The sequence below is a fragment of the Tepidicaulis sp. genome (genome assembly GCF_965222285.1).
Lineage (GTDB): Bacteria > Pseudomonadota > Alphaproteobacteria > Parvibaculales > Parvibaculaceae > Tepidicaulis.
On the sequence record NZ_OZ244942.1, the window covers coordinates 593,786 to 619,660 of the forward strand.

The following is a 25,875-nucleotide window of genomic DNA, read 5'->3' on the forward strand; positions in this document are numbered from 1 at the left end:
AAGCTATGAGCACCAAGGCGAAATACGAGGTTGAGCGCATTCCCTTTCATCTGCACTGGCAGGAAAAATCGCCCTTCAAGGAAACTTATGCAGGCGCGCTCGACACGATCGTCGTGGAAGGCCAGCATTTAAAACCCAAAGGGGTGGTTTCGAAGACGGTGCTGATCTTCATGCACCCCACAGGCACGATGAACCTGCTGCCTATGCCGAACGCGCTTGCCGCTGCGGGCATTCCCTGCCTCACCTGCGCAAGCCGCTATCCTCATAACGATACCGCGCTCATCATGGAAAAGGTGCTGCTCGATCTCGGCCACTATGTGCGCTACGCAAAGGAAAAGCTCGGCTATGAGAAAGTGATCATGGCGGGCTGGTCGGGCGGCGGCTCGCTTTCCATGTTCTACCAGTCCCAGGCCGAGAACCCGACCATCACTGAAACCCCGGCAGGGGACGCAGTGGATGTGAAAGGCGCCGGGCTCGTTCCCGCCGATGCGGTGCTCCAGCTTGCCGCCCATGTCAGCCGCGCTATAACACTGACAGAATGGCTCGACGCTTCGATCCTCGATGAGCTCGACCCGTCCAAAAAGGACAGCGCGCTCGATCTTTACGATCCGGACAACCCGAACGGGCCGCCTTATTCATCCGAATTCGTCGCACGGTACCGCCAGGCGCAGATCGCCCGCTCGGCAAAGATCGACGCTTTTGTGTGGGACAAGCTCGAAGCGATGAAACGGGAAGGCAGGCCGAACGAGGAATTCGCCTTTGTCGTCCACGGCACCATGGCCGATCCACGCTGGCTCGACCTTTCCATCGATGCCAATGACAGAAAGGGGCCGAATTGGTGCTTCATGGGCGAGCCGCGCATCGTCAATATGATGCCGGCGGGCCTTGCTCGCTATACCTCGCTCAGGGCCTGGCTCTCGCAATGGTCTTATAAGCATTCGCGCGCCGACGGGCCGAAATGCGCCGGCGATGTGACCGTGCCGGTTCTCGTGGTGGAAAACAGCGCGGATGACGGCTGCACGCCGAGCCATGCCGCGCGCATCATGGCGGGCATCAAACACAGCGACAAAGAGTTCCATGTCGTCAACGGCGCAACGCATTATTATATCGGCCAGCCGGAAAAGATGGCCGAGGCCGTCGAGATCGTGAAAGGCTGGCTGGAGAAAAAGAACCTGCTCGTTTAAGAGCGGCGATGTGAAGGGGATGCGCAGCTGTGAGTGATGATAATTTGATGGCGCCGCCGCGCCGTCTTTCCCTCTCTTTGGGAAACGGAGAGCTTTCTTATCTGGAGTGGAAGCTGGCGGAAGGCTTGCCGCCGCTTCATTTCGCCCATGCCAATGGCTTTAACGGCCTGACCTACCGCGCGCTGCTTGCCCCGCTTGCCCCTTACTTTCACATCCGCGCCTGGGATGCGCGCGGCCATGGGATGACGACGCTTCGCGCCGACCCGGCAGCCCATAAGGATTGGTATATCTACCGAGACGATCTTATCGCTTTTACCGAGCGCTTTGCCGAGGACGCGGGTCGTCCTGTCCTGCTTGCCGGTCATTCCATGGGCGGCACGGCGAGCCTGATGGCCGCTGCGGAGCGGCCGGATATTGTCGCCGGGCTCTGCCTTGCCGATCCCGTGCTTATTCCTCCTTCCGTGCGCCGTCTTTTGCGGCTCGCCGGGCGTTTCGGTTTTAAGCTGCGCGGCGGGGATTTGGCGGCGGGCGCGGAAAAGCGCCGGGCCCGCTGGAAAGACAAAGAGACGATCATTGCCGCTTATAAAGGGCGCGGCGCCTTCCGCACCTGGCCGGACGGGTTCCTTGCCGATTATGTGGAAGGGGGCACGATGCCGGCCGGAGACGGCGAAGTGGAACTTGCCTGCGCACCTGCCTGGGAGGCGGCGAATTTTCGCGCGCAGCGGCACGACCCCTGGGCCGCGATCGAAAAGCTCCGTGTGCCGCTCACTCTGCTTTATGCAGGCAAAGGCTCGACCTGTTCGCCGCCCGGCCCGCAGCTTCTCGCCCGTAAAGACCCCGGCGCCACCGTCGCGCGGGTGGGCGAGGCAACGCATTTCCTACCCATGGAGTTTCCCGAAAGGCTGCGCCAGGAGCTTTTGGCGCTGGAAGCGCGGGTGGAGCGGGCCGCAAGAGCCTGAGACCTGCCCCTAAAAGGCCCGATTTCAGCTCCATACTCTCCCCAATCAGAAGGGCGACAAGGAGGGCGATATGACCAAATTTTCCACGGCCATGACGGTTTTGCTGGCGGTTTCCGCGTTTGCCGCACCGGCCGCCTTTGCCGAAACGGAAGAGAGCGCGGGTAATGCGTCGCGCTATTCCATGCAGGAAACCGATGACGGCTTCCTGCGCCTCGACCGGCAGACGGGTCAGGTCTCTCATTGCAGCAAAAAGTCGGGCGACTTCGTTTGCGAAAGCGTGGCCGATGACCGCACGGTCTATGAAGAAAAGATCGCCGAGCTTGAAGCGGAACTGAACAAGGTCGAATCGGCACTGGCGCGCGCCAAGGGCGAGTTGCCGAACGAAGAAGATATTGCCGAAGCCTTTTCGGTCTTTGAAAGCTTCGCCAAACATTTCTCCCGCGCCGCGCGCGTCTTCCGGGATGAAATGGGCAAAGTGGATGAGCCTTTGCCTGAAGAAGAAAGCGGCAGCTAGGCGCATCCCATGCAGCAGGAACCGCTTTTCTTGAGCGAAAACGATCCGGCGCGCGGCGGCAAGGAGGCCGCGCTCCGTGCGCTGGATGACGAAGCGCTGAGCGCGCTTTACTGGCTGACGCGCGCCGCCGCGAAAGAGGCCAAAGAGCGCCGCGATATGGACGCGCTCTTTTCTTACGTGCGCGGCACGAAGACCATTCAGCGCATTGCAGCGGAGCGCGGGCTTCTCATCGATGCCCGCCGCCGCGCAGGCTAAACGCCGAGCCCGCCGATCACCAGACTTTCCAGATGCGCTTTCATCTCACCCGGAATGGGAATGGCCTTGCGCGCTTCAAGATCGAGCGCAATGGCAACCGCTTCGGCAGTGGCGATGGCATTGCCTGTTTCCGTGTCGAAGAGCCAGTGACACCAGGTATAAGTCTTGTCGGTCACGGTCTTCAGCCCGCTGCGTAAGGTCAAGAGATCGCCTTCCTTCGGCGCGCCGCGGTAAATGAAGCGGTATTCGAGGGCGGCGCCGCCGGTCTTCGAATTGGCCGAGCGGTCGTCCCCGCGCGTGGCGGCGAGAAGATTGGGAATGGAATCGGAGACAACGCCCATGAAATGGCGCTTCGTCATATAGCCGTGGGCGTCGCACCAGTCCGGCATGACCTCGCCCATATAAGTGCGCACCATGCCCATGGCTTCGGCATCTTGAAGGCTGGGCGCCGGGCGAGGCGCCGTCATTTCAAGGCCGCGAAAGGCGCCGTGGGCGGGGATATCGGTTTTGACGCTTTCGGCCTTTTGCAGTGCCTCTTTCGGGAAGGGCAGCGGCGCGCGGCTTTTGTCTTCCACCAGCACCGCTTCGGCGCGAAAAGTCGCCGCCACATCGCCGCTCACCGTGTTGATCATCTCTTCATAGACAACGAGATGATCGTCGTGAACTTCGGCAATACCGCCCTGAATGAAAAACGGCGCCCCGGGGCGCTGTTCACGCAGGAAGCGGACATGGTGATCGCGCGCCGTGAGCACCCAGCCCTTTTCTTTCAAAAAGCGCGGGCCGAGGCCGATATAATGGCCGAGCGTGGCAAGCCCCGCTTGGGCTTTGTCCAGATAGAACTGAACATTCATATGGCCCATCTGGTCGCTTTCCCAGGTCTGCACCGAACTGCGGTAAATTTCCTGTATGCTCATGAAACGCTTCCTCTTTTACTTCGTTATAAGCGGTGATGCGCGGCGCTTTCGCGCACGGCGTCCGGCAGAGCGATGGCGCGGCGCGTTTCCTTATCGAAAAGAAGGCCGATACCGTCCGCCGCCGCGACGGGCGCGCCCGTCTTGCCGTTGAAAAAAATATGCCGGTAATGAAGGGTCTTGCCGCCTGCCGCATCGAGCCCCGTGCTGACCGCGATGAGATCGTCTTCGCCAAGCGTGCCGAAAAACTGAAAATGAAGCTCGACCGTTGCCGTGGCAAGGCCGCGCGCCTTCTGCTCCTGCCGCCCGAGGCCCGCGAGCCGCCACATATGCCCCTGGCAATCGGAAAGCCGGGAGAAATAGCCTTTCAGCGAAAAGCCGCCCTCTGCGTCGCATTCATTCCCCCGCGCCGCGCTTAAATTCGTTTCCGTTAAACCTTCATGGGTTTCCATGCCGGGCTGGAAAAGAAGGTCGGGCGTAAGACCGCGCGGCGCAGCCTCGCTTGCAAGCGGCGCGATCTCTTCCGGCGCCTTTTCAAGGGGCAGATGAAAGCTGGCGGTCGCTGCAAGCGCGCCGCTTTCCTCATTGCGCATGAAGTGGGTGAGGGTGCCGTTCCCGTTTTCAAAAGCGCTGACCTCGCCATGCGCGGCGGCAAGGTCGGATGCATGAAGCTCTTTGTGAAAGCGCATATGGAGCGCGCGCAGCGTGCCCGGCGTACCTTTGCTGCTTTCGCCTAAGAAAAAGAGATGGCGCAGCAGCGACTGCGAAAACTTGTCGGCAAAGAACTGGATGTTCATATGCCCCATCTCATCGCATTCCCAGGGGGCAACATACCCTTTGAACGTATCGCGCATCGGGGCGGGGCTCAGAATTTATAGGTGGGGCGGGAGACGCCCTCTGCGATCGGCGCGCCGCCATCGCGCATTTTCACCGCGTCCTGGAAGCCTTTCTCTTCGGCCATTTCCTTGAACCACATGCCTTCGGGTGAGTGGCGGGTAATACCGTCGAAAAGCGTCGCGATCATTTGCGTGGTTTCCATGCCCATCTGCTCGACCGCGCGGTTGAGCATCAGCTTCTGCATCATGAGCTGGTTGCGGGGCACGCCGGCCATGCGCTCGGCCAGTTCATCGACGCGGGCATCGAGCCGCTCTTCGCTCACTGCTTCGAGCACGAGCCCCATATCGGCGGCTTCCTTGCCGGTGATGAGATCGCCCGTCAGCAACATGCGTTTGGCTTTTTCCACGCCGAGCCGGTAGGCCCACATGGCCGTTGTCGGGCAGCCCCAGACGCGGGCGGGCGGATAGCCGATCTTGGCATCTTCCGCCATGACGACGAGATCGCAGCACAGTGCGATGTCGCTGCCGCCGGCCACGGCAAAGCCGCGTACCTTGGCGATAGTGGGTTTGTAGCTGCGCCACAGCGACATGAAATCCTTGGTATTGGCGAACATCATGTTGAAGTCCACCATCGGGTCCCAGGGCCGCCCGTCGGCATCTGCTGCCTGAGCGCCTTGGTTGTTGCCGCGCCGTTCAGCGAAATCTTTCAAGTCATAGCCCGCCGAAAAAGCGCGCCCTGCCCCCGTCAAAACGATGACATGGATGTCGTCATCTTCATTGGCAAGCTCGACGGCGCGGGCAATTTCCCGCGGCATGCCGGAGGCGATGGCGTTCAGCCGGTCCGGCCGGTTCAGCGTGATGCGCGCTATGCGTCCGTCTTTTTCATAGAGAAGGTGCTGAAACGTCTCGCTCATGGGGCGTGCTTCCTTGAGATTAGGCCTGAACCTCGTTCAAGAACCGGTCGATGCGGGCAAGGCCGCTTTCGGCAAGCTGGCCGGGAAAGGCGATAAAGCCATGGGCGCCGCCGGGATAGACCGCAAGCTCGGCCTTATTGCCCGCCGCCACCCAGCGCGCATGCATGAAGAGACTGTCATCGAGCAGCGCATCCTGCGTGCCGACGGAGAAAAGCGCGGGCGGCATATCTTTCAAGTCGGCGAAGATCGGGGAAATATCCGGATCTTCGAGATCGGCATCCGCCGGCACGAAGCAGCGGCGGAATTCTTCCACATCCTTGGTGCGCAGAATGAGTTTGCGTCCGCCGAAGGACCGTGCGCTTGGGCTCATGCGCATGTCGTAACAGCCGAAAACGAGATTGGCGCCTTTAAAGCCCGTAAAGCCGTGCTTATCGCGCAGGCGCAGCAGCGTGACAGCGGAAAGATGCGCGCCGGCGGACTCGCCGCCAATGGTCAGAAAGTCGGAGCCGAATTCCGCTTTGGCGTTTTGAGCGAGCCAGAGCGCGGCGGCCTCGCAATCATCGGGCGCGGCAGGATAAGGGTTCTCGGGCGCAAGGCGGTACTCGATGCTCACCGCCGCAAGGCCGGTATTGTCGGCAATGCGCTCGAGGAGCGCGTCCTGCTGCGCCGCCCCGCCGAAGGTCCAGCCGCCGCCATGAATGTGAAGATAGGCGCCCTTGGGATTGTCCGGTGCAATGATGCGCAGCTCGAGCTTGCCGGCAGGCGTGTCGATCGTGCGTGTCTTGGCGCGCGGGGAGAGCGGGGGCAGCGGGAAGGGGCCTTCACCGCGCTCGCGCCTTGCCCGAGCTTCGGCCGGGCCAATGTCCCAATTGTCCTCGATGCCCTCGGTCAATTGCACGATGCCGTCATTGATCGCCTTGGTTTCGGCGGAAACCGCCTCGTCGCGGTAAAGCGCAGGATCGAATGGATTGTCGGACATGGAAGGCTCCCCGTTGTTTGCTCTCTTGTAGCAGGCAGCGCCGTCAAAAGGAAAGCCGCAGGGGAAACCCCGCTTTTTCGCGAAAGCGGGGCCCTTTGAAAGCCTGACGGCCGGTGAGGTTTAGATGCCGAGCTGGCGGGCGGCGAGATCGCGCATGATTTCTTCCGAGCCGCCACCGATGGCATTCACCCTGACTTCCCGGTAGATGCGCTCCACGCGGTTGCCGCGCATATAGCCCGAGCCGCCGAGAATCTGCATCGCCTCGCGCGCGCAGAATTCGAGCGTTAGTGTGGCCTGCACTTTCAGCATGGCAAGATCGGCGACCGGGGTTTCCCCGTTCTGCACCCGCCAGGCGCAGATTTCCAGATAGGCCTGCGTCGCATTGATCTGACGGACCATTTCCGCGATCTTGTGGCGGATCACCTGATGATCGCCGAGCCGCTTGCCGAAGGTTTTGCGCTCCTGCGCCCAGTTTACCGCCTCTTCAAGGCAAACGCGGGCCGAGCCCATGGCACCGGCGGCCATGCCCAGCCGCTCGCCGTTGAAATTGTTCACGATGCCGATAAAGCCCTGGTTCTCCTCGCCGATAAGGTTGGAGACGGGCACTTTCACATCGTCGAAGTAAATCGCGGCGGTGTCGGAGGCCCACCAGCCCATTTTCTTCAGCGGCGTGCGCGTGACGCCCGGCGCATCGGCATCGATAAGCAGAAGCGAAATGCCCTTCATGCCGTCGCCGCCTGTGCGCACGGCGGTCGTGTAGTGATGCGCGCGCATGCCGCCGGTGATGAACATTTTCGAGCCGTTGACGATGTAATGATCGCCGTCGCGCACGGCTTTCGTCGAGATATTGGCAACGTCGGAGCCCGCGCCGGGCTCGGTAATGGCAAGGGAAATGCGCTTGTCCCCATCGAGTACGGGCGGCGCGATGCGCTCTTTCATTTCATCGGAGCCGATGGCCATGATGGGCGGCAGGCCGATGCCATGCACCATCAGGCTTGCCGTCACGCCGCCCGCGCCGAGCCGGGCAAGTTCTTCGGAGGTCACGATGCCATGGAAGCGGTCCAGCCCTTCCGAGATGCCTCCATATTGCTCGGGATAGCCCATGCGCAGAAGGCCGAATTCAGAGGCTTTCTTGTAAAGCTCTTCGGGAAAGCCGCCCGCCTCGTCCCATTCATCGGCGTAAGGCATCATTTCTTTTTCCACGAATTTGCGCAGCTCCGCGCGCCAATGCTCGTGGCTTTCATTCATGAAAGGGCTGGGCAGACGGGTGGTGTCGAAATCGAATTGCGCGGCCATGAGCGCTCTCCCTGAAATGGATGCCGGATCTTGTTCGGTTGGCCCGGCTTGTTTGGCCAGCATTGTCGCCAAACGGGCCTACCATGCAAGCAAGGCGTCGGTGACGCCGCGTCTCCTGCGGAAAATACCGGCAGAGAGGCGCGGTTGACGCGGATCAATACGCGCGGCCCGGCAAAAAGGCAGACTGGCGCTCCTTGGGATGCTTTTGGGAAGGAGGGTGCGATGGTGCCTTTTTGTCATGACCGGCTGCGCCTTGCGGTCAGGGTGCGCGAGCTCGGCCTTGAGGAGGACGCGCTGGCGCATCTGCAGGTGCTCGCCCGCTGCGCGCAGCTTTCCGACTGCCTTTGCCGGGAAGTCTGCCTCGAGCATGTGGAAAAAATGCGCGTCGCCGGTGTAAAGACGGCAAGAGCGGCAGCGAACGGGCAGCCCGTGCCGTTTTGCAAACGCCTGCATTCATAATGCGTTGAAGAAGCATCTCCGGGGGAGATGAGGGCGCCGCGCCGTAATCGAACCCCTACGACAACACTCTCGTGAATCGGCGCCCTCTTTTTCCCCGGATTTCGAAAAGCGTTGATAGAGCGCTTGTCGAAACGTCCCCCAGGGCACGTCAGCTTTCTTGACCGGTTGGGCCCAAAATACGCATGGACCCCATACAGCCGGTAAAAGCTGCGGCGAGCGATCAACCCCAGGCCCAGCCCCCCGACAGGACTAGAGGGATCACTCCAGCGGCAGGAGGATAGGCGGGATTTGACGTGAAAGTCAACGTGTCAGAATGAGACAAGGAAAATTTTTTGACGGCGGGGCACCGCAAGGGCACAGACGTATTTTCCCGTCGCTGCCATGAAGCGGGCTTTTACCTTGCCTGCCATGGTTAATGGTCAAACCGCTGCCGTGTAGGGCGGGGCGGGGTCATATTCCATGCCGCGCTGGGTCAGACGCGCATGGTCGGGGCCGTGAAGCTGGCCGGTAAGCCAAAGTGCCATATCGATCCCGGCAGAAACACCGGCGGCGGTGACAAGATTGCCGTCCCGCACATAGCGCGCGTTTTCCAGCACCTCGGCGCCGTAGGGCCGTTTGCGCAGTTCCTCCACAAAGGCCCAATGGGTGGTGATGCGCTTGTCTTTGGCAAGGCCTGCTGCCGCCAACACCAGCGAGCCGGTGCACACGCTCGTCACCCAGTCGCAGGAAGGGGCGGCGCTGCGCAGATAATCCAGCATCGCTTCGTCTTTTTCGAGCGCCCGCGTGCCGTTACCGCCGGGGATGAGCAGGACATCGAGAGCGGGCGCCGTTTTGAACGAGTGGTGCGCTTCCACCCGCATGCCCTTGGCGCAGGTGACGGTTCCCCCATCCGCTGAGATGAGAAACACCTCGTCGGGCCGTTCGTTTCCCTGCAGCGCGAACATTTCATTCGACATGGTGAAAACTTCCCAAGGGCCGACAAAGTCGAGCTCCTCGGCGCCGTCGAAAATAAGAATGCCGATATTCCGTGTCATGAATGAACTCCAAGGGCTGAAAGGGCGGGAGAGTGAAAACGCTCGCGGTAGGCCTGCGGGCTGACATTGAGCATGCGCTGAAAGGTACGGCGCATATGTTCGGTATTGGAAAAGCCGCTGGCGCGGGCGACCTCTTCCACCGGGTCCTGCGCCTGTTCAAGGCGCTGGCGGGCATGTTCGAGCCGCGCCTGCATGACGAAGCGGGCGGGCGTCATCCCCGTCTCGGCTTGAAAGGTGCGGGCGAATGTCCGCTCGCTCATATGCGCGCGGTCGGCAAGGGCGGGGATGGTCAGATCGGCCGCCGGATGATCGATGATCCATTGCATGAGATCCGAGAGCCGCCCCGGCGCGATGGACTGCGCCTTGAGCTGGGCGGAGAATTGCGACTGTCCGCCCGGGCGGATCATGTAAACGACATGCCGGCGCGCGACGGCAAGCGCCGTCTCGTGGCCCATATCTTCGCCGATCATGGCAAGCGCCATGTCGATGCCGGTCGTCACGCCTGCGGAGGTCCAGAATTTGCCGTCGCGCACATAGATCGCATCTTCATCGACATCGACCCTAGGATAACGCGCCTGCATCTTGGACAGCGATTCCCAATGCGTGGTGGCGCGCTTGCCGTCCAACAGTCCGAGCTCGGCGAGAATGAGCGCGCCCGTGCAGATGGAGGCAACGCGCCGGGCGTGTTTTGCGGCCTTGCGGCAGAAGGAAAGGAGGGCGGGATTTTCCATGGCCGCTGCCGTGCCGTCGCCGCCGCTGATGAGCAGCGTATCGATGCGTTTGAAATCGCCGGTCGTAAAATCGCCGAAGGAGCGGTCGGGCATCAGCTTCAGCCCGCCATTCGTCTTGATCGGCGCTTTGTCTTCTGCCGTCAGCATCAGCTCGTAGCGCCGGGCGCCGGCTTCGCCATTTGCGCCCGAAAACATCTGCATGGGCCCGGTAATATCCAGGACCTGGGCCCTTGGAAAGGCGACCATGACAGTGAGGCGCGATATGGGTTTTGTCTGGCTCATGGAGAAAGACTAGCCCGCCCGGTGCTTGGCGGAAATGTCATTTATCCCACAATTTATGCCAAATGACGGGAACGGTGCTGCGGAGGCTGGAGTGGCTGCATGGACCCCGGGACAAGCCCGGGGTGACAGCTGCGGTAAATGGCGAAGCTTTGCCTCATATAGAAGCCGTCACCCCGGCCTCCGAGCCGGGGTCCACGAGCGGTGCTTTGAAACGCCGGAGGAAGAAAGCCCTCAGGCCAGCGTACACTTACCGTTATTGATCACTACCGCATCGCGCTCTTTCACGCGGGCGCGGAAGGAAACGGTCTTCCCGTCCTGCCAGATATCGACCAGGATCGTTTCGCCGGGAAAGACGGGCGAGGAAAAGCGCACGTCGAAACCCGTGATCTTCGAGGCGTCATAATCGCAGACGGAGGAGATGATCGCCCGGCAGCAGGTGCCATAGGTGCACAGCCCGTGCAGGATGGGCGCAGGGAACCCCGCCATCTTGGCAACTTCGGGGTCCGCATGAAGCGGGTTGCGGTCGCCGGAAAGGCGGTAAAGCAGCGCCTGGTCGGGGCGGGTGTCCACTTCCACCGTCTGGTCCGGCGCGCGCTCGGGCAGGGGATGGGGTTTGGGCGCGCCCTCGCTCGGGCCGCCGAAGCCGCCATCGCCGCGCGCAAAGGTGGTGGACTGCATGGTGCAGAGCTTGTCGCCGGTCTTCTTATCTTTGATCAGCGTTTCGGTGATAATCACCGCGCCCTTGTCCGCGCCTTTGTCATAGGCGCCCACGACGCGGCTGTCGGCGGTAATGTCGGCGGCCACGGGCAGAGGCTTGTGCATGGTCAGTTTCTGTTCGCCGTGCACGACCATGAGATAATTGATGCCGCTCTTTGCCATTGGCCCCGCGCCCCAGGCAATCACCGAGGACATGGTGGGAATGGTCTGCAGGTCTTTTTCGTAAACGAACGGCAATTCCTTGTCGTTCATCGGGTCGCGCCCGAAGCCGATGCCCAGCGCATAGAGCATGGTCTCCCGGTCGCCATAGGAAAATTCCTGCCCTTCCGATTTCAGTGACATGAGATGATCGTAATCGATGGCCATGGCCGCCTCCCTGATTGCGGGGCTTTGCGGTTCGCGTGTGGACCGCCCCTGTTCAAACTTGCCCTATGGAACCGCGAATATGGACACGCCGCAAGCATCGTTCTGCGCGGGGCACCGTGATAAAGTGCGGCCCAAGGATAATGGCGCCAAACCGCAATTTTGAGGGAGAGATGAAATGAGCCAGGCCGCCGCAGCGTCAACGCCGCAAAGCGCATATGAATGTTTCGAAGTGGAGATCAAAGACAAGATCGCCCATATCAAACTGTCGCGCCCCGACGCGCTCAATACGATGAACAAGGCCTTCTGGCGCGACCTGCCGGCCATCGTTCAGGATATCGACGCCAACGCGAAGGCGCGGGTGATCGTGATTTCCTCGACGGGCAAGCATTTCACCGCCGGGATGGATCTGTCGGTCTTCGGCGACGGCACCCATGGCGGGCGCAAGATGGAAGCGGCGCGCAAGAACACCACCATCATGATGGCGGCCCAGGCGCTGCAGAAAACCTTCTCCTGCCTCGATGAAGCGCGCATCCCCGTGCTCATGGCGGTGCAGGGCGGGTGCATCGGCGGCGGTGTCGATTTCGCCAGCGCCTGCGATATCCGCTATGCAACGAAAGACGCTTTCTTCTGTGTGCAGGAAATCAATATCGGCATGACGGCGGATGTCGGCACCTTCCCGCGCTTGCCGCATCTTCTGCCGCAAGGGCTGGTGCGCGAGCTTTCTTATACGGGCCGGCGCATGGCGGCGGATGAGGCAGCGGCGAACGGTTTCGTGACCCGCGTCTTCGACACCCATGAAGAGATGCTGGCCGGCGTGATGGAGATCGCCCGCGAAATTGCCTCGAAAACGCCGCTCGCCGTTTGGGGCTCGAAGGAAATGCTGAACTATTCGCGCGATCATTCCATCGCCGATGGCCTGAAGCATATCGCTGTCTGGCAGGCGGGCATGTATCAGGGCACGGATATGGCCGAAGCCTTTAAAGCGAAGATGGAAAAGCGCGAGCCCGAATTCGACGACCTGCCGCCCATCAAGAACCCGATGGACGTCGTCTGAACGATCTGAAGCGTAGTGCTATTCAGCGGGCGTGATCTTGTACACCGCCGTGGCGGTGAGAAGATTGCGCCCGTTTGCGCTTAACGAGACATCCGCGAAAATCACCGAGCGGGTGCGCCGCGTGATCTGCGCACAGGCGGTCACGCGCTCCCCTGCCTTTGCCGTGCCGGTAAAATCGGAATTGATGGAAAGCGGGCTGACTGCTTCCACGTCCGCCGTGCTTGCCGCCAGAAGCCTGAGCGCCAGCGCGGCAAAGCCCATTGCATAGCCCGCATCGAGCGCGCCGCCTGCCAGATGCGCATCTTTGACATCGAAGCTGAGCGTCAGCGGGTCATTTCCATCAAGGCGGGGAGAAAGCGCGGCGCCCAATGCTTCCTGCGCAAACTGGCTAAGAAGCGTGCCGGGGTCTTGCTCGCCGGGGTCTTGCTCGTTTGTCGGCGCGTCGCTCATCTTTATACTCCTCGGGATCCGGCAACGATCGATAGACCAGCCTCGTTCAGCGTGACTGAGGCTATCTACCTGTTTCACGCGGCCATGAAAAGAGACCAGGAAAGGGACGAGCCTCATGATGCGTCAACGGCATAGAACCATCCGCCTTGAAACCGGCCCGCGCCAGGCGCTTGAGCTGACGCCGGAGATTCGCGATTGGCTCGATCAGATTGAGGCGGAAGAAGGCCTGCTCAGCCTTTTCATCCGCCACACCTCCGCCTCGCTCACCATCATGGAAAACGCCGATCCGGATGTGATGCGCGATCTGACGGATTTTCTGGCGCGCATTGCGCCGGAAGAAGCAGCCTATGCCCATGATACGGAAGGCCCGGACGATATGCCCGCGCATCTGAAAACCGCGCTTACCCAGACCCATCTTTCCATTCCCGTCATTGGCGGGCGGCTGGGGCTCGGCACCTGGCAGGGGATATGGCTGCTTGAGCACCGGGCAATGGCGCATCAGCGCAGCGTCATTCTGCATTTCATCGGCGAGTAAAGTTCCTCGGCGCAAAAGAAAACCCCGGTGACGCGAGGGAACATCACCGGGGAAGCATCGAGGAACGAGGAGGGGTTTTTAAAGCGTGTTTCTCACACGTCTTGGCTGTCACCGCTGAGGGTTGCGGTGGGAACGGTCCGCTCGCTATCGAGCGGTTCGAGGGAAATCATGTGGGCCGGCACGCCAAGCTCGATCAGCGTATCGAGCACGGCGCTCGCGCGCTGCGTTGCCGTTTCGCCGTAAAGCGCGGGCATGAAGGAGGGCGCCGCGGAAATCGCGATGCGGGCAGAACCTTCCATCAGCACTTCATCGGCAAAGGCGGAAAGCGCCTCGCGGGCCTCCGGTGTCACGTCGCTGCCGCCGGGTTTGAAATAAACCGGCATGGAAACTTTCTCGCGGGGGCCGTCTTCAAGCTCGCTGTCGAAGGCAGGCGCAACTTCCGCGCTCACCGTCACGGCGCGCTGTTCGATGCTCTCGGCAGCTGCCGCTTCCATCGGCGCGCTGGCGCAAGTGAGGAAGTGCCCCGGCGCAGCGGCGGCCGGCTGTGCAAAGGCGCCCGTGGGCATGAAGGCGCCTGCGACAAGCGCAAGGCCGGCTGCCAAAGCGGCCGGAGCTGTAAAAGTGCGGATCGGCATATAAGCGCGGGTCATCGTCACACTCCATCTGTGAAGCCCTGCCCCAATACGTCTCAACTCTCAATCATGTGAACGAGCGGGGAAGGCCCTTTGTTCTGAGAATGAAGATGGCAGCGGAATCCGGCACGTCTTGGGTGCTCCAAAGGCGGCGGCGTGATGGTTTTAAGGCGATTTCGAGGCACCCCGGCGCGCGCGCCTTTCAAAAAGCCGCAGATTCCCGCGAATTGCGGTTCAGAATTGGCACGTCACTGGTCAATTTTTTTGATTCCCAGGGCGCAATCGGGCCGTTATGGTGCCGCCAACCATTGGGAACGTAACGGAATCCGCGCTTTATGGTGTCCCCGCCTCCTCCAAGGTCAGGCACCGCCGGGCTCTGTCGTGCAAATTGAACCATAAGGGAGATCTATCATGGCAAGGGAAGCAGTCATCGTTTCGACCGCCCGCACGGGTCTGGCGAAGTCCGGCCGCGGCGGTTTCAACATGACCCACGGCGCTGCGCTGGCCGGTCACACCATCAAACACGCAATCGAGCGCGCTGGCGTCGAGCCGGGTGAAGTCGAAGACGTGATCATGGGCTGCGGCGCGCCGGAAGGTGCCACGGGCCACAATGTCGGCCGCACCGCCGCCATCTGGGCCGGCTGCCCGGTTACGACCTCCGGCACCACGGTCAACCGTTTCTGTTCGTCGGGCCTGCAGACCATCGCGATGGCTGCCAACGCGATCGTCAACAACAACGTACCGGTCGCCATCGGCGGCGGCGTTGAAACCATTTCGCTGACCCAGATGCAGGGCCTCAACCTCAACAACTTCACCGAAGAGAAGTTGATGCAGGAAAAGCCGGAACTGTGGATGGCGATGATCGAAACGGCTGAAATCGTTGCTGAGCGTTACGGCATCTCCCGCGAAGCGCAGGACGAGTTCTCGCTGCGCTCGCAGCAGCTGATCGCCAAGGCTCAGGCCGAAGGCAAGTTCGACAACGAAATCGTTCCCATGAAGACCAAGATGAAGAAGGTCAACAAGGAAACGGGTGAAGAAACCATCGTCGATTACGTGGTGGACAAGGACGAGTGCAACCGTCCCGACACGACCCTGGAAGGTCTTTCCTCGCTGAAGCCGGTCTTCAAGAACGGCCAGAAGGTCAAGGAAGGCCAGTACATCACCGCCGGTAACGCTTCGCAGCTTTCCGACGGCGCGGCCTCCTGCCTCCTGATGGAAGCCAAAGAAGCCGAACGCCGCGGTCTCGAGCCGCTTGGCGCGTTCCGTGGCTTTGCCGTTGCCGGCTGCGAGCCCGATGAAATGGGTATCGGTCCGGTTTACGCGATCCCGCGTCTTTTGGAGCGCACGGGTCTCAAAGTCGACGATATCGACCTTTGGGAACTGAACGAAGCTTTCGCCAGCCAGTGCCTCTACTGCCGCGATACGCTGGGCATCGATCCCGATAAATACAACGTCAATGGCGGCTCCATCGCCATCGGCCACCCCTTCGGCATGACGGGTGCGCGCCTCACCGGCCACATCCTGCTCGAAGGCAAGCGCCGCGGCGCCAAATACGGCGTTGTGACCATGTGCATCGGCGGCGGCATGGGCGCAGCCGGCCTCTTCGAAATCTTCTAAGATTTCGGGCATGAATGAGTTGAAGGGCCTGCGCCTCGCGCGGGCCCTTTTTCTTTTTGCGTGATAAGTCAGGCAGGCAAGGTCTTCGCAAAGGCGGTGAAGGCTTTGGCAAAAGCTTTCGGCCTTTCGAGGAAAGGTGCATGGCCGCCGGGAAAAGTGGTGAGCGCGGCGTTCTTCATTTGCTTGATTACGGGAAGGCTGGCTTTCAGCGCCACAATCCGGTCGCCTTTCGCCCAGGCAAACCAGACGGGAATGTCGAGAGAGAGGGCGAGGGGGCGAATGTCGGCCTCGGGCGCGGCAAAGCTTTCCCATGCCGCGCGCAAGACCGGGGCGGTTTCATAGCCGGCGGCAACGATGCGCCGCCTTTGCGGCGCGGCCGGGCGTTTCGGCAGCACCAGAAAGCGGTAATAGGCGCGGAAGGCGGGCGCGAACCAGCGCGCCCCGCGCTCGCCGGCGGAAAAGAACTTCACCATGAAGCCGATCGCTTTGCGGGCCTTTGCGTCGATCTCCATGAGCCCGCCGGGACTGCAGGCAACGAGCCCGCGTACTTTGCCGGGTACGCTCGCGGCATAGATGAGCGCGGCGGCCCCGCCGACGGAGCAGCCAAGAAGGATCGGGCGCTCGATCCGGAGTTTCTCGATCACGCCGGAGAGAAGCTCGGCATAACGCGCGGCGCTGGCCGGCTCTTTGTCCGGGCCGGAGCGGCCCTGGCCCGGCCAGTCGAGGCGGATAATTTCAAAATCGCGGCCCGCAAGTTTCGCAAAGCGCTCGAAATCCCGCGCCCCATGGCCGATGGCATGGAGGCAAATGACCGCAGGGCCTTGCCCCGAGCGGGCAATGGCGAGCCGCACCCCGTCAACTTCCACGATTTCTGCGTCTTCCGGTGTTCCCGTCCAAGCTCGTGCGTTCATTTTCTGTCTCCTGTTTACGCTAGGTGATAAATATATCACTTTGAGGCTATTTCAAGAGCGGCAATTGGCGTGGCGGGCAAAGGCGGGTATCACGGGAACCATGGCAGACGCAGAATCGGCACGAGACGCACAGGCGGCACAAGGCGCAAAGCGCGCGCGAAGCAAGGGCGAGACACGCCGCCGCCTGACGCGCGCGGCGGCCGAGGAGTTCAACGCCCATGGCTTTGCGGGCACGGACACGAACAAGATTGCCCGGCGCGCCGGGTTTGCCCCGCAAACCTTCTATCGCTGGTTCAAGGACAAGACCGACATCTTTCTTGCCGTTTACCGGGACTGGGAAGAAGCGGAGCGGGAGATGTTCGCCGGCCTTGCCGCGCAAAAAGCGCCGCCTTTAAAGCTGGCTGAAGCGGTGATTTCCCATCACCGGAACTATCTTTTATTCCGCCGCTCGCTGAGGCAGCTTGCCGTGGAAGACGAGGCCGTACGCGCTGCGCGGGCCGAAAGCCGGCGGCGCCAGCTTTCGAGGGTAGCCGGGCCCGGCGCGTCCAAAAGCCGCCTTGCGGAGCTTGCCGTTTTGCTGCTTCAAATTGAACGGCTCTGCGACGGGGTGGCGGAAGGCGAGTTTGCCGATCTCGGCCTCGGTGAAAAAGAAGCGAAAAAGACACTGGGCGCGCTTTTGGAAGAATTGCGCCGGCAGCACTAGCCGGTCTCCTGAAAAGCGCCACGAAAAAGAGTGCGGAAAGGCAGGGAAGTGATGCGCTATTTCGATGATTTTGAGGTGGGCGAGGAATGGCCCATCGATGCGGCCTATGAAATGACGGAAGAAGAGATCGTCGCCTTCGCCGCCAAATGGGATCCGCAGCCTTTTCACATCAACAAGGAAGCCGCTGGGCAATCCGTCTACGGCACGCTGACCGCTTGCGGCACGCATATTCAGGCGGTGGTGCTGTGGCTTGCCAGCCGTCTTCCTCATGAAACAGCAGTGATCGGTGCGCTCGGCTATGACGAGGTGCGTTTTCACAAAGCCGCAAAGCTCGGCGATACGCTGACGCTGACCATCGAATGTATAGAAAAACGTCCCTCCGGCTCGAAACCGGACAGGGGCATCGTGAAGAACCGGCATATACTGGCCAATCAGGACGGCGAAACCGTCTTCACGCAGACAACGACGCTGCTGATCAAGCGCAAGGTTTAAGGGAGAAAGCGATGGCGGGCGAAGCTGTGATGGAAAGCCTGGAGCAGGTGAGCGAGCGCTGCGCTGATCCGACGGAAGCCGTTTATGCCAAACTCTTTGAGCAGCATCCGGAGATGAAGCCGCTCTTCGTCCTCGACAAGGACGATGCCGCCAAAGGCCATATGCTGCATGAAGTGCTGGAGAACCTGATCGACTTCACGGGCGAGCGCCATATCGCCCCGCATTTCATCCGCTCCGAACTCATCAATCACGACAATCTCGGCATTGCGCCGGATGTCTTCCGCACCTTCTTTCCCATCCTGCGCGACACGTTTAAGGACATATTGGGCGCGGACTGGACGGAGGCGATGGAGAAAGACTGGAACGGTCTTATCGCAGAGATCGATGAGATGATCCGAGAGGAAACGGGCGAGCGGGCGCAGAGCGCCCGGGCTTAAAGCCCGAGCACCAGTTTTGCCATGATGTTGCGCTGAACCTCGTTCGAGCCGCCATAGATCGAAGAGGCACGGTTGTTGAGATAGGTCGCCATGGGGGTGAGCGCATAATCGGGTCCCACCAGGGCGATGTTGGAGCCGGGCTCGCGCGCTTCGCGTTCGAAAGGCGCCATGTAATAGCCCACCGCCTCGACCGCCAGCGTATCGATAAGCTGTTTCAGCTCCGTGCCGCCCGTCTTGAGCATGGAGGAAGCCGGTCCCGGATTCTGCCCCGCCGACATGGCGGACATGATGCGGTGCTCGGTCATTTCCAGCGCCTTGACGCGGATCGCGGCGTCGTCGAGCTTGGCTTTGAAAGCCGGATCGTCGATCAGCTTGCCGCCATCGGCCGCTTCCTGATTGGCGATGTGTTCGACCTGCTGGATATTGACTTCAAGGCCCGCCGCATAAGCGCCGCCCCGCTCGAATTCGAGCAGATATTTGGCAACCGTCCAGCCGTCGTTTTCTTCGCCCACACGGTTTTTCACCGGCACGCGCACATCGTCGAAGAAGACCTGATTGACTTCATGATCGCCCGCCATGGTGAGGATCGGCTCGACCTTGAGGCCGGGTGTGTCCATGTCGATCAGGAGGAAGGTAATGCCCTGCTGCGGCTTGCCGCTCGCATCCGTACGCACGAGGCAGAACATGCGGTTGGCGAAATGGGCGTGGGTGGTCCAGATTTTCGTGCCGTTAATGACATACTCGTCGCCCTCGCGCACCGCCTTGCATTGCAGCGAGGCAAGATCGGAGCCCGAGCCCGGCTCGGAATAGCCTTGGCACCAATAATCCTCACCCGCCAGGATGCGCGGCAGGTAGAAGTCCTTCTGTTCCTGCGTGCCGTATTTCATGATCACTGGGCCGCACATGCGAAGGCCCATGGGCGAGAGGTTCGGCGTCTGGGCGCGGGCGCATTCGGAGGACCAGATATATTTCTGCATCTCGCTCCAGCCCGTGCCGCCATATTCCTCCGGCCAGTTGGGCGCGACCCATCCCTTTTCATAAAGGATCTTGTGCCATTTGAGGTTGTAGTCGCGGTCCGTGAAGACGCTGGTCGTCAGCCGGCCGGCCTCGCGCAGCTCGTCGGTCAGATGGGTGTCGAGAAACGCGCGAACCTCGTCGCGGAATGCGGCATCTTCCGCCGCCATTGCCAGTTCCATGGAAAAACTCCTCGCTCTTTGCCCTCCAACCTAGCGCCGAAAAAATGCCCGTCAATTGGCCCTGCGCGAAGCCTTTCAGACGCTGCGTCCTTTCTATAGGCTCAGGCTCAACCATTACTGAAAAAAGGGAGGACGGCATGGATTTGGGACTTAAAGGCAAGCGGGCGGTGGTTCTGGGCGGCACGCGCGGCATTGGCCGGGCGATCGCAGACACGCTGGCGGATGAAGGCTGCAATGTTGCGATCTGCGCGCGCAATCAGGATCAGATCGATGCGGCGGTAAGCGAGCTTGGCGCCAGGGGCGTGAAGGCAAGCGGGGCAAGCGTCGATATTGCCGATGGCGCGGCGCTCAAAGCCTTTATCGAGAAAGCCGCCGGAGAGTTGGGCGGTATCGATATTCTGGTTTCCAATGCAAGCGCGCTGAGCGCCGGTAATAGCGAGGAAAACTGGCAGGCCGGTTTCAATGTCGATGTCATGGGCGCGCAGCGTTCCATGGAAGCAGCTAGATCTCACTTGGAAAAATCCGCAGCCGCGAACGGCGATGCCGCTTTCGTCATCATCTCTTCCGTCTCGGCAGCGGAAACCTCTTCGCCCAATGCATATGGCGCCATGAAAGCCGCGCTTATTCACATGGCCAAGGGCTTTGCGAAAGCGGGGGCCGAAAAACATGTGCGCACGAATGTCGTCTCCCCCGGCACCGTTTACTTCGAAGGCGGGGTCTGGGACATGGCTAAGAAACATGCGCCGGATCGGTTCAACGCGGCGCTAGAGAAAAACCCGATGGGCCGGATGGCGAGCCCGCAGGACATCGCCAATGCCGCGGTCTTTCTGGCAAGCCCGGCCTCGAGCTTTACCAGCGGCATCAACATGGTCGTGGATGGGGCTTATACGTCGCGGGTGAATTTCTAAGACTTAGCCGCGCTGATCGGCCCGCTGGGCTTCGCGCTTCAGCTGGCCGATCACGTTTTCCACCGTGCCGGGGCCGATATTGCGGTAAAAGCGGATGATCTTCTCGATGATCTCCGGCACGAAGGCCTCGGGATGCATCGGCAGGCCCTTTTTCTTGCGGGTCGTCACAACCTTGACCGCCGCCGTAATCGCGTAGCGGAAATAGGGCGAAAGGCCCGCCTTCTGATAGAGCGTGCGGAAACTCTCCTCGCCCTGCGCATAAAATGCAAAGACCACGGCTTCGGCTTCTTCCTCGCACATCACCTGAAAAGCGGCGGAGAGGAAATCGAGATCACCGGTGCAGGCGCAGCGGAAAAGCAGCGTCGGTGTCAGTTCGCCCTGATTGTGCAGAAGCTCGGCCAGCGCCAGAAGCTCGGCCTCATGGGCGTTGTCCTCATCGGCGGGCAGGCGGTTGGCGATCATCTGCTCGCGCGCATTCAAGACGATGTCCTCGGCAAGGTCGGCGGGCAGCTCATAGGTTTCCATGAGCACGCGCTGCATTTCCTGCGAAACTTCCGCTTCCACGAGATTGTCGAGAATGATCAGGTGGCAGCGCTTGACCGTCTTCGGTGTCAGGTCCTTGCGGTGGGCGACGAGTTTGAGCACATCGCCGTGGCGCTCGTGATAGGTGATCACGGCTTCCATCGTGTGCTCGGAAATTTCCGCACCTTCGTTTTTCAGAAGCGTGGCGGCAAGTTCCGCATCTTCTTTTTCGACCAGCGCATGGGACACGCGGCTGGAAACGGACGGGCGCGAGGCAATGGCGTGCTGGCGCGGATCGTCCCCCTGCATCTGGCGCACCATGGCTTCCAGAAATTCGTCATGCAGAACCGGCGAATCGGTAATGACCGGAATGGCAACCTCGCTGATATCCTCGGCAAGGCGCTGGGCGGTCGGGCGGGGCAGCAGCGAGTAAGACGAAATGGCATGGGCAAGGGCGGCGCGCACTTGCGCTTCCTTGTCGCGGGAAAGCTGATCGAGCAGATCATGCGCCGTCTGCCGGTCTTTGGGGGCGACTTCATCCGCGCCCATCAGCAGCATGATCATCTCAGCTGCTTCGGCCCGCAACTCGGCAAGGCTCGGCCGCGGCACGGCATGTTTGGCTGGTGAAGGCATAGGGGCCATAAGCGCGCTATATCCCTGACAAAGCGGCCTGGCCGCCATACTCATCCTCGTCCCGGCATGGTTTCCCGGGATATTCAATATCGCATGACCGGGTTAAGTGGCTGTTAATGCAACAGGCGGCCGCGGCGCGCCGGGGCCCCGTTCCGGCTCCGAAATCCGTCACAAAACCGTCGCGCGGGCGTGGCATTCCAGCTTTCATCAGACGCCATGGAACAGGGTCATGGGGGCCTTCGTTTCCGGGCATTTTCAGGGAAGTTGCGACATGAGCACTGCGCGCGCGCTTGCTATTACGGCGGCTCTTTGCCTTCCGGTGCCGGCTTTTGCAGCCGATGCCGTCGAACTCGAGCTGCTCGGCACCTACAAAACCGGCATTTTCGATGAGAGCGCGGCGGAAATCGTCGCCTATGAGCCGGAGGGAAAACGGCTCTACGTGGTTAATGCCGATGCCAAACTGGTGGACATTCTGGATCTCGCCGATCCGGCAGGTCCGGTCAAAGCGGGCACGCTCGATGCCAAAGCCCATGGCAAGAAGGCCAATTCCGTTGCCGTCCATGGCGGGCTGATCGCCGTCGCCGTTGCCGCCGACCCGGACCAGAAACCGGGCAAGGTGGTGTTCTTCACGTCCGCGGGCGAAGAAGTTGGCGCCGTGGAAGTGGGCGCGGGCCCGGACATGGTGACCTTCACGCCGGACGGCGCTTATGTGCTCACCGCCAATGAAGGCGAGCCGAGCGATGATTACAAGACAGACCCGGAAGGCTCGGTCTCCATTATCAAGGTCGCGGATAAGAGCGTGCGCACGGCAGGCTTCGGCGCTTTCTCACGCGATAAGCTGCCGGAAGGGATGCGCATGGGCCATCCTTCGGCAAGCTTTGCCGAAGATATGGAGCCGGAATATATCGCCGTCTCGCCCGACAGCCGCACCGCCTATGTCACCTTGCAGGAAAACAATGCCATTGCCGTTATCGATATCGCCTCGGCGAAAGTGACAAAGGTCTTCGGCCTCGGCTATCAGGATCATTCGAAAATCGCCTTCGATCCTTCCAATAAGGATGGCGGAGCGCGGCTCGGCACCTGGCCGGTCTGGGGCATGTATATGCCCGATGCCATCGCCGCTTATGAGGCAGGCGGCAAAACCTATCTCGTGACCGCCAATGAAGGCGATGCCCGTGAGTATGAGGGCTTTGAAGATGAAGCGCGTATCAAGGACGTGACGCTCGACCCCGCCGCTTTCCCGAATGCGGACGAGCTGCAGGCCAAGACCAATCTCGGCCGGCTTAAAATCTCGCCGCTTTCCTCCGACGTGGATGGTGATGGGAAGATCGAAAAACTCATGGCGTTCGGGTCGCGCTCCTTTTCCATCTGGGACGAGGCGGGCAATCAGGTGTTCGACAGCCGCTCTGATTTCGAAAAGATCACCGCCGACCGTCTCGGTGTGAATTTCAATGCGACGAATGATGAGAATGGCAGCGGTGACGATCGCTCGGACGACAAGGGCCCGGAGCCGGAAGGCGTGACGGTCGGTACGATTGGCGGCAAGACCTATGCCTTTATCGGCCTTGAGCGGGTGGGCGGCATCATGGTCTATGATGTGACGGAGCCCGCCGCGGCCCGCTTTGCCGGTTACGTCAACAACCGCGACTTTGCGGGCGATCCGAAAGCAGGCACAGCCGGCGATCTCGGCCCCGAAGGCCTTGCCTTTATCGGTGCGGATATTTCCCCGAACGGCAAGCCGCTTCTTGCGGTGGGCAACGAAGTTTCGGGCAGCACCTCGATCTATGAAGTGGTGGTGAAGTAAACAGCGCTCGCTTGAGAGCAGATGTGAAACGGCGCCCTTGAGGCGCCGTTTTCATTCGTCTTCGCAATATTGCGCCACGAAGCGGCGCAGGGCGGCCTTGCGCGTTTCTTCTATATCGGCCCGGTCGATTTCAGCGCGCAGCCTTGCGCAGTCTTCCGGTGAAATATAACTGTCTTCGGGAAGCGCCTCGTATATTTCGCCGAAAAGGCGCCAGAAGGGTACGGAGCCTTTCTGGCAGCAGTCTTTCACCCCGAAAAGTTCGCAGATGATCCAGTCGCCGAGGCGGCTCATGGCGATGCCGGTGCCGACCGCAATCATGACGATGCGGGCCAGGAAGATCATGAGAGCGGTCGCTTTGGCCGCGCCTGCAAATTTGGCAAAAAGGCCGGGCAACAATGCGCCGCCGCCTGCCGCGAAAATGCCGACCAGCAGCGCGCTCAATCCGACGGCCACGATGGCTTTCCAGATAGTACATTTGTTGCGGCCGAAAAATTCCAGCGGTTCCCACATCTTCACGCGTCCCCAAAAATGAAACCCATGTTTCTCTTTTGGGGCGGGCGAGTCAATGAAAAGGACGCATACGGATGGATTGTGCTGGATTGAACTGTCTTAGTTTGCTGTGGCTTATAGCCAGCCCGCGCCCGTGCCATCCCAGCGGTAAATCCGGTCCTGGGGAATATCGAGCACGGACGCCTCTGCCCGCGGCAGGTCTTCGAGCACGGCGCGGAAGGCGCGCTGCATGCCGCCATGGGCAACGATCAGCGCGCCGCCTTGCAGCGTGCTGAGAAACTGCCGGGCGCGCGCTTCCCCTTGCGCGTAGGATTCGCCTTCCGGTGGGGCCGTGTGCCATTTGTCGGCCTCGCGCGCATCCCACTCCGGTTTGTGGTTGGTAGAGATGTCATGCAGCGTCATGCCCTCCCAGCTGCCATAGGAAAGCTCCATCAAAAGTGGGTCGATCTCATAGGCCTCCGGGTTAAGGCCGAGCGCGCCGCGCAGGATTTCCATCGTCTCCCGCGCCCGGGCAAGGGGACTTGCGATGAAGCGAACGGTGGAAAGATCCGCGCGTGCCTCACCGTTCCGCCGCGCTTGGCGCCGTCCCAGATCGTTGAGCGGCGTATCGCGCTGGCCCTGAAAGCGCCGCTCGGCGTTCCAGTCGGTCTGGCCGTGCCGCACGATATAGAGCGTGTGAGGAAAGACGGAGGTCATGGGAAACTCAAGGCCGGAACTTGTCGCTCGCCCGCACCAGCGCATCGACGATACCGGGCTCGGTCGCCGTGTGGCCGGCATCCGCGATGATTTCCAACTCGGCTTCCGGCCAGGCTTTTTTCAAGTCCCAGGCATTTTTGAGCGGTGTGACGACATCATAGCGCCCATGCACCATGATGCCGGGAATGCCTTTCAGGCGGCCGGCATTGGCAAGCAGTTGGTCGTCGCGCTCGAAGAAGCCCTTGTTCATGAAGTAGTGGCACTCAATCCGGGCAAAGGCGATGGCGAAATGATCGTCGCCGAAACGGGCCTGACGCTCGGCATCGGGCAGAAGAGAGAGGGTCGTGCCCTCCCAGGTGCTCCAGGCCCTGGCGCAAGCGAGTTTCTCCGCCTCGTTGTTGCCCGTCAGGCGCTTGTAATAGGCGGCCATCAGGTCGCCGCGCTCCGCTGCCGGGATCGGGGCGAGATAGGCCTCCCAGGCATCGGGGAAGAGCGCGTCGGTGCCTTGCTGGTAGAACCATTCGAGCTCCCAGCGGCGCAGCATGAAGATGCCGCGCAGGATGATCTCGGTCACGCGCTCCGGGTGCGTTTCGGCATAGGCGAGCGAAAGCGTCGAGCCCCAGGAGCCGCCGCAAAGCTGCCAGCGCTCGATGCCCAGCTTCTCGCGCAGCTTTTCGAAATCGGCCACCAGGTCCCAGGTCGTGTTGCCCTCAAGCTCGGCATGGGGCGTGGAGCGCCCGCAGCCGCGCTGATCAACCAGGATGATGCGGTAGGCCTCCGGGTCGTGAGTGCGGCGCATGGTGGGATTGCAGCCCCCGCCCGGCCCGCCATGGACGATGAGCACGGGCTTGCCCTTCGGGTTGCCGCATTCCTCGTAATAGATCGTGTGCAGGTCCGATACGTTCAGAAAGCCGGAAGAATAGGGCTCGATCTCGGGGTAGAGCGTGCGCCGGTCGGTCATGGCAGCCTCGTTTCAGGAAAATCGGCAGGTGAGTCTTACGCTTAAGCATCAGCGTCTTGAATGTGTCCTTGATGACACGAAAGACATGCGGTGCGAAACAAACAAAATTCGCTTTAAGCGGCTGGACCCAAAGCATTTTTCATGAGAGCTTCACCTTGCGTTAAGAGCTTGTTAACCAAAAAAAATCACCCTCTAGATCGCAATAGGTTGACGCGGCATTAACGGCAGATACTATATCTAGACGCGCTGCGCCGCTGGGGACACTTGGGGGAAGGCGGCGCTTCCAAAAATTGAGAAAGACTGGCCATTTGCGTGGCCGGGGGACGGGTCACAACCGCACGGGGACCCAACGAGGGACTTTTGTCCGTTTCGAGCGG

At 61.0% G+C, this 25,875-nt stretch carries 29 protein-coding genes; 13 read left to right on the forward strand and 16 right to left on the reverse strand.

Annotated features, from left to right (window positions below; translation table 11 throughout):
• The first annotated feature begins 5 nt into the window (after positions 1 to 5).
• The 4 genes from ACOQOT_RS02765 (at position 6) to ACOQOT_RS02780 (ending at position 2,912) form a co-directional block, all read left to right on the forward strand.
• A complete protein-coding gene (locus tag ACOQOT_RS02765; protein WP_420560854.1) occupies positions 6 to 1,184 on the forward strand; it encodes an alpha/beta fold hydrolase in 1,179 nt (392 codons plus the stop codon).
• Between the two features lie 29 nt (positions 1,185 to 1,213).
• Positions 1,214 to 2,143 (forward strand): alpha/beta fold hydrolase, encoded by a 930-nt coding sequence (locus ACOQOT_RS02770; RefSeq protein WP_420560855.1) that lies wholly within the window; start codon positions 1,214 to 1,216, stop codon positions 2,141 to 2,143.
• Between the two features lie 70 nt (positions 2,144 to 2,213).
• The gene (locus ACOQOT_RS02775) at positions 2,214 to 2,657 is read left to right on the forward strand and encodes a hypothetical protein (RefSeq protein WP_420560856.1); all 444 of its coding nucleotides are present in this window, start codon (positions 2,214 to 2,216) and stop codon (positions 2,655 to 2,657) included.
• A gap of 9 nt (positions 2,658 to 2,666) precedes the next feature.
• Positions 2,667 to 2,912, forward strand: a complete 246-nt coding sequence (locus tag ACOQOT_RS02780) for a hypothetical protein (protein WP_420560857.1) — start codon at positions 2,667 to 2,669, stop codon at positions 2,910 to 2,912.
• Here ACOQOT_RS02780 and ACOQOT_RS02785 read toward each other — a convergent pair.
• The 5 genes from ACOQOT_RS02785 to ACOQOT_RS02805 form a co-directional block, all read right to left on the reverse strand.
• On the reverse strand, positions 2,909 to 3,826 hold the full coding sequence (locus ACOQOT_RS02785; protein ID WP_420560858.1) for a thioesterase family protein: 918 nt from the start codon (positions 3,824 to 3,826) through the stop codon (positions 2,909 to 2,911). The two genes, ACOQOT_RS02780 and ACOQOT_RS02785, sit on opposite strands and share 4 nt — an antisense overlap.
• 23 nt (positions 3,827 to 3,849) lie before the next feature.
• Entirely contained in the window at positions 3,850 to 4,677 is an 828-nt protein-coding gene (locus ACOQOT_RS02790) for a thioesterase family protein (protein WP_420560859.1), read from the reverse strand.
• Between the two features lie 11 nt (positions 4,678 to 4,688).
• Positions 4,689 to 5,573, reverse strand: a complete 885-nt coding sequence (locus ACOQOT_RS02795; protein WP_420560860.1) for a crotonase/enoyl-CoA hydratase family protein — start codon at positions 5,571 to 5,573, stop codon at positions 4,689 to 4,691.
• Between the two features lie 19 nt (positions 5,574 to 5,592).
• On the reverse strand, positions 5,593 to 6,552 hold the full coding sequence (locus ACOQOT_RS02800; protein WP_420560861.1) for an alpha/beta hydrolase: 960 nt from the start codon (positions 6,550 to 6,552) through the stop codon (positions 5,593 to 5,595).
• A 120-nt stretch (positions 6,553 to 6,672) separates the two neighbouring features.
• On the reverse strand, positions 6,673 to 7,848 hold the full coding sequence (locus ACOQOT_RS02805; protein WP_420560862.1) for an acyl-CoA dehydrogenase family protein: 1,176 nt from the start codon (positions 7,846 to 7,848) through the stop codon (positions 6,673 to 6,675).
• Between the two features lie 222 nt (positions 7,849 to 8,070).
• On the opposite strand from ACOQOT_RS02805, the gene ACOQOT_RS02810 reads away from it, so the two are divergent.
• A complete protein-coding gene (locus tag ACOQOT_RS02810; protein WP_420560863.1) occupies positions 8,071 to 8,307 on the forward strand; it encodes a hypothetical protein in 237 nt (78 codons plus the stop codon).
• A gap of 419 nt (positions 8,308 to 8,726) precedes the next feature.
• Here the strand turns inward: ACOQOT_RS02810 and ACOQOT_RS02815 are convergent, their stop codons facing one another.
• From ACOQOT_RS02815 to ACOQOT_RS02825, 3 genes are all read right to left on the reverse strand, one after another.
• Positions 8,727 to 9,341, reverse strand: a complete 615-nt coding sequence (locus tag ACOQOT_RS02815; RefSeq protein WP_420560864.1) for a DJ-1/PfpI family protein — start codon at positions 9,339 to 9,341, stop codon at positions 8,727 to 8,729.
• Positions 9,338 to 10,354, reverse strand: coding sequence for a GlxA family transcriptional regulator (locus ACOQOT_RS02820; protein WP_420560865.1), 1,017 nt, complete (start codon positions 10,352 to 10,354; stop codon positions 9,338 to 9,340). The genes ACOQOT_RS02815 and ACOQOT_RS02820 overlap by 4 nt, the downstream gene beginning before the upstream one ends.
• 231 nt (positions 10,355 to 10,585) lie before the next feature.
• Positions 10,586 to 11,437 (reverse strand): MaoC/PaaZ C-terminal domain-containing protein, encoded by an 852-nt coding sequence (locus tag ACOQOT_RS02825; protein ID WP_420560866.1) that lies wholly within the window; start codon positions 11,435 to 11,437, stop codon positions 10,586 to 10,588.
• A gap of 175 nt (positions 11,438 to 11,612) precedes the next feature.
• Between ACOQOT_RS02825 and ACOQOT_RS02830 the strand changes: the two genes are divergently transcribed.
• Entirely contained in the window at positions 11,613 to 12,491 is an 879-nt protein-coding gene (locus ACOQOT_RS02830; protein WP_420560867.1) for a crotonase/enoyl-CoA hydratase family protein, read from the forward strand.
• 18 nt (positions 12,492 to 12,509) lie between these two features.
• Here ACOQOT_RS02830 and ACOQOT_RS02835 read toward each other — a convergent pair whose 3' ends face one another.
• A complete protein-coding gene (locus tag ACOQOT_RS02835; protein ID WP_420560868.1) occupies positions 12,510 to 12,941 on the reverse strand; it encodes a PaaI family thioesterase in 432 nt (143 codons plus the stop codon).
• 118 nt (positions 12,942 to 13,059) lie between these two features.
• Here ACOQOT_RS02835 and ACOQOT_RS02840 point away from each other — a divergent pair, with 118 nt between their 5' ends.
• Positions 13,060 to 13,476, forward strand: coding sequence for a secondary thiamine-phosphate synthase enzyme YjbQ (locus ACOQOT_RS02840; protein WP_420561899.1), 417 nt, complete (start codon positions 13,060 to 13,062; stop codon positions 13,474 to 13,476).
• A 92-nt stretch (positions 13,477 to 13,568) separates the two neighbouring features.
• Here the strand turns inward: ACOQOT_RS02840 and ACOQOT_RS02845 are convergent, their stop codons facing one another.
• On the reverse strand, positions 13,569 to 14,126 hold the full coding sequence (locus ACOQOT_RS02845; protein WP_420560869.1) for a hypothetical protein: 558 nt from the start codon (positions 14,124 to 14,126) through the stop codon (positions 13,569 to 13,571).
• A gap of 393 nt (positions 14,127 to 14,519) precedes the next feature.
• Here ACOQOT_RS02845 and ACOQOT_RS02850 point away from each other — a divergent pair, with 393 nt between their 5' ends.
• Complete coding sequence (locus ACOQOT_RS02850) at positions 14,520 to 15,725, forward strand: acetyl-CoA C-acyltransferase (RefSeq protein WP_420560870.1); 1,206 nt, start codon at positions 14,520 to 14,522, stop codon at positions 15,723 to 15,725.
• Positions 15,726 to 15,793: 68 nt separating this feature from the next.
• Here ACOQOT_RS02850 and ACOQOT_RS02855 read toward each other — a convergent pair whose 3' ends face one another.
• Entirely contained in the window at positions 15,794 to 16,636 is an 843-nt protein-coding gene (locus tag ACOQOT_RS02855; RefSeq protein WP_420560871.1) for an alpha/beta fold hydrolase, read from the reverse strand.
• Between the two features lie 100 nt (positions 16,637 to 16,736).
• Here ACOQOT_RS02855 and ACOQOT_RS02860 point away from each other — a divergent pair, with 100 nt between their 5' ends.
• Genes ACOQOT_RS02860 through ACOQOT_RS02870 form a run of 3 tightly spaced genes read left to right on the forward strand, consistent with a single transcriptional unit; the run spans position 16,737 to position 18,268 of the window.
• The gene (locus ACOQOT_RS02860) at positions 16,737 to 17,339 is read left to right on the forward strand and encodes a TetR/AcrR family transcriptional regulator (RefSeq protein WP_420560872.1); all 603 of its coding nucleotides are present in this window, start codon (positions 16,737 to 16,739) and stop codon (positions 17,337 to 17,339) included.
• A 30-nt stretch (positions 17,340 to 17,369) separates the two neighbouring features.
• Positions 17,370 to 17,831 (forward strand): MaoC/PaaZ C-terminal domain-containing protein, encoded by a 462-nt coding sequence (locus ACOQOT_RS02865; RefSeq protein WP_420560873.1) that lies wholly within the window; start codon positions 17,370 to 17,372, stop codon positions 17,829 to 17,831.
• Between the two features lie 11 nt (positions 17,832 to 17,842).
• Positions 17,843 to 18,268: a globin gene (locus ACOQOT_RS02870; protein ID WP_420560874.1), complete on the forward strand. Its 426-nt coding sequence runs from the start codon at positions 17,843 to 17,845 to the stop codon at positions 18,266 to 18,268.
• Here ACOQOT_RS02870 and ACOQOT_RS02875 read toward each other — a convergent pair.
• Positions 18,265 to 19,464: an acyl-CoA dehydrogenase family protein gene (locus ACOQOT_RS02875; protein WP_420560875.1), complete on the reverse strand. Its 1,200-nt coding sequence runs from the start codon at positions 19,462 to 19,464 to the stop codon at positions 18,265 to 18,267. The two genes, ACOQOT_RS02870 and ACOQOT_RS02875, sit on opposite strands and share 4 nt — an antisense overlap.
• A 137-nt stretch (positions 19,465 to 19,601) precedes the next feature.
• On the opposite strand from ACOQOT_RS02875, the gene ACOQOT_RS02880 reads away from it, so the two are divergent.
• Complete coding sequence (locus tag ACOQOT_RS02880) at positions 19,602 to 20,372, forward strand: SDR family NAD(P)-dependent oxidoreductase (RefSeq protein ID WP_420560876.1); 771 nt, start codon at positions 19,602 to 19,604, stop codon at positions 20,370 to 20,372.
• Between the two features lie 3 nt (positions 20,373 to 20,375).
• On the opposite strand, the gene ACOQOT_RS02885 is transcribed toward ACOQOT_RS02880, so the two are convergent.
• On the reverse strand, positions 20,376 to 21,536 hold the full coding sequence (locus ACOQOT_RS02885) for a DUF2336 domain-containing protein (RefSeq protein ID WP_420560877.1): 1,161 nt from the start codon (positions 21,534 to 21,536) through the stop codon (positions 20,376 to 20,378).
• A 262-nt stretch (positions 21,537 to 21,798) separates the two neighbouring features.
• On the opposite strand from ACOQOT_RS02885, the gene ACOQOT_RS02890 reads away from it, so the two are divergent.
• Positions 21,799 to 23,331 carry a choice-of-anchor I family protein gene (locus tag ACOQOT_RS02890; RefSeq protein ID WP_420560878.1) on the forward strand — a complete coding sequence of 511 codons (1,533 nt, stop codon included), beginning with the start codon at positions 21,799 to 21,801 and terminating at the stop codon, positions 23,329 to 23,331.
• A 51-nt stretch (positions 23,332 to 23,382) separates the two neighbouring features.
• On the opposite strand, the gene ACOQOT_RS02895 is transcribed toward ACOQOT_RS02890, so the two are convergent.
• From ACOQOT_RS02895 to pip, 3 genes are all read right to left on the reverse strand, one after another.
• Positions 23,383 to 23,841, reverse strand: coding sequence for a hypothetical protein (locus ACOQOT_RS02895; protein WP_420560879.1), 459 nt, complete (start codon positions 23,839 to 23,841; stop codon positions 23,383 to 23,385).
• A 114-nt stretch (positions 23,842 to 23,955) separates the two neighbouring features.
• Complete coding sequence (locus ACOQOT_RS02900) at positions 23,956 to 24,537, reverse strand: histidine phosphatase family protein (protein ID WP_420560880.1); 582 nt, start codon at positions 24,535 to 24,537, stop codon at positions 23,956 to 23,958.
• A 7-nt stretch (positions 24,538 to 24,544) separates the two neighbouring features.
• Positions 24,545 to 25,498, reverse strand: a complete 954-nt coding sequence (pip, locus tag ACOQOT_RS02905; RefSeq protein WP_420560881.1) for a prolyl aminopeptidase — start codon at positions 25,496 to 25,498, stop codon at positions 24,545 to 24,547.
• Positions 25,499 to 25,875 lie beyond the last annotated feature (377 nt).